Origin of the sequence: Micromonospora sp. NPDC052213 (assembly GCF_040679695.1) — a bacterium.
In the GTDB taxonomy this organism is placed as follows: domain Bacteria; phylum Actinomycetota; class Actinomycetes; order Mycobacteriales; family Micromonosporaceae; genus Micromonospora.
Window position 1 is genome coordinate 2,407 of sequence record NZ_JBFAVI010000278.1, and the last position, 2,749, is coordinate 5,155.

Below are 2,749 nucleotides of genomic sequence, written 5' to 3' on the forward strand. Positions count from 1 at the left end.
GTCGCGGCTGGGCGGCGCCGCCCGCCCCCGGGCCCTCCCCCCCCGCCCCCCCCCCCGCCGCCCCCGCCCCCGTTCAGCCGGCCCGGCCCCGGCGCGGGGCCGGGCCGCGCCGGGCTCAGGGCGTGGCCGGGGTACGCGCCCGCGCGGCGGCCTCGCGCCGGGTGGCGTTGCGGTAGCGCAGGACCTGCACCGCGCCGAGCGCCCAGAGGGCGTACTGCACGGCGAAGGCCCAGCGGAAGGCGGCCAGGTCCGGGGCGGCCCGACCGGCCGGCGTGGCCAGGTCGAGCACCACGCCGACGGCCAGCACCAGCACGATGGAGGCGAGGAAGCCCCCGACGTTGACCACGCCGCTGGCGCTGCCGATCCGGTTGACCGGGTTGGCGGTGCGCGCGTAGTCGAAGCCGATCATGGAGCCGGGGCCGTTGACGGCCAGCACCAGCACCAGCGTGACCAGCAGCCAGCCCGGCGCGCGTCCCGGCCAGGCCAGCACGACGGCCCAGACCGCGGCGGTGGCGCCGGTGATCACGAAGACCAGCACCGACCGGTGGAACGGGTGCCGGGCGCACAGGTGCGCGATCACCGGCCCGGTCAGGAACATGGCGACAGTCATCAGGGTGAGCAGCGACGCGGCGGCCGTCGGGCTGAGTCCCTGCCCCTGCACCAGGAACGGGTATCCCCAGAGCAGGGCGAACACGGAGCCGGAGAACTGGGTGACGAAGTGCGTCCAGAGGCCCAGCCGGGTGCCCGGCTCCGCCCAGGCGGCCCGCAGCTTCCGGCGCACGGCGGCGAGGTCGGGTGCCGGGCCCGGGGCGGTCTCCCCGTGCGGGGTGTCCCGGACGGCAACCACGATCATCAGGAGCACCGTCGCCCCCACCGCCGCGACGGCGAGGAAGGCGGGAGTCCAGCCGGCCCGGTGCAGCAGCGCCACCAGCGGTACGGCGCCGAGGATCGCCCCGAGCTGCCCGAGCGTCCCGGTGAGCTGGGTCATCATCGGGTTGCGTCGCCCCGGGAACCAGAACGCCACGATCCGCAGCACGCTGATGAAGGTCATCGCGTCGCCGAGCCCGACCAGGACGCGGGCGGCCACGGCGAGGCGCACGTCGGTGGCGAGGGCGAAGCAGACCTGCCCGGCGACCATCAGCGCGCCGCCGGCGATGAGCAGCCGCCGGGAGCCGAACCGGTCGAGCAGCACGCCGACCGGCACCTGCATCAGCGCGTACACGGCGAGCTGGGCGACGGAGAAGGTGGCCAGCACCGAGGAGTTGATCTCGAAGCGGTGCGCCGCGTCGACCCCGGTGACGCCCAGCGAGCTGCGGTGGAACACCGCGGCCACGTACGCGCTCACCGCCACGCCCCAGACCAGCGCGGCGGTACGGCGCGGCGCGACCGGTGCGGGCGCCGGGGTGGTCAGGACGGTCACGGCAGCGTCCGCAGCACGTCCGCGGCCTTGTCGATGTGCGCGGCGACGGCGGCGAGCCAGGGCCCGGGGTCGTCGGAGTCGAGCGCGGCGAGCTGGGCGGCGTGCTCGGTCAGTGCCGTCTCGGCCCAGCCGGGCGAGAGCCGGAAGCTGGCCTCCCCCATCCGCAGCTGCCGGTCGCGCAGCCGCTGGTACAGCTCGGCGAGGATCTCGTTGCCGGCCGCGTCGACCACGATGGCGTGGAAGGCGCGGTCGGCCTCCATCAGCGCGGTCACGTCGCCGGCGGCGTGCGCGGCGCGCATCTCGGCCAGCCGGGCGGCGAGCCCCTCCCGCAGTGCCGCCCGGCGGGGCCAGATCCGCTCGGCGGCGTGCAGCTCGACCAGTCGCCGCGCCTCGATCACGTCGGTGATCTCCCGGGCCGAGACCGGGCGGATCAGCGCGCCCCGCTTGGGATAGAGCTTGACCAGCCCCTCGGCCTCCAGGCGCAGCAGCGCCTCCCGGACCGGCGTGCGGGACACCCCGGCGGCCTCGGCGATCTCCCCCTCGCTGACCAGCGAACCGCCCGGGTGGATCTGCTCCAGGATCGCCCGCTTGAGGTGGCGGTAGGCGCGTTCGGCGGCCGACGGCGCGGCGACCCGACGGGACGGGGAGGGATGCGTCATGTATCTATGATGCGTCCCTGACGTCGACGCGATCGATCGCCCGTCCTCCGGGTGGCGCACGCCACGGTCGGCGCGGGGTAACGGCCGGGCCGGGCGGTCGGCGCGGGTCCCGTCGGGCGGGCCGTCAGCGCGGGTGGAGGGCCAGCAGCCCGTCGGGGTCCACGTCGAACCCGGAGGCGAACGGCGGGTCGAAGCCGCCCAGCAGGTCCGCGAGCCAGCGGGCGTCCCCGGGCGCGGCCCGCTCCAGCCGAATCCGGCGCATCCGCACCGGGGCCGCCCGCAGCCGACGCAGCGCCCCGGTCGCCGCGTCGAGGGTGGGCAGCCAGAGCAGCCGCAGCTCCGGCCGGTACGCCTCCTGCCCGCCGATCCCCTCGTAGTCGTCGACCAGGTCGCCACAGCCGTAGAGGACCAGCCGGTCGCGGTACACCTCGACCGGTCGCGGGTGGTGCGACGAGTGGCCGTGCACCACGTCCACCCCCGCGTCGACCAGCCGGTGGGCGAAGTCGACGTGCTCGGGCGGCACGTCGTACCCCCAGTTGGAGCCCCAGTGCACGGAGACCAGCACCCGGTCCCCCGGCCCCGCCACGGCGGCGATCCGGCCGGCCAGCGCGCCGGCAGACGCGGCGGAGACCTCCGGCAGGTACGCCACCCCGGGCGCGTCGGCGGCGGC

3 protein-coding genes are annotated in these 2,749 nt (G+C 76.6%); all 3 read right to left on the reverse strand.

Features of this window, described 5'->3' with window-relative positions; translation table 11 throughout:
* Positions 1–115: 115 nt before the first annotated feature.
* On the reverse strand, positions 116–1,420 hold the full coding sequence (locus tag AB0L34_RS32800; protein WP_363709437.1) for an MFS transporter: 1,305 nt from the start codon (positions 1,418–1,420) through the stop codon (positions 116–118).
* Positions 1,417–2,079, reverse strand: a complete 663-nt coding sequence (locus AB0L34_RS32805; RefSeq protein WP_357461506.1) for a GntR family transcriptional regulator — start codon at positions 2,077–2,079, stop codon at positions 1,417–1,419. The genes AB0L34_RS32800 and AB0L34_RS32805 overlap by 4 nt, the downstream gene beginning before the upstream one ends.
* 124 nt (positions 2,080–2,203) lie before the next feature.
* On the reverse strand, positions 2,204–2,749 hold a 546-nt coding region (locus AB0L34_RS32810; protein ID WP_363709439.1), incomplete at its 5' end, for a CapA family protein.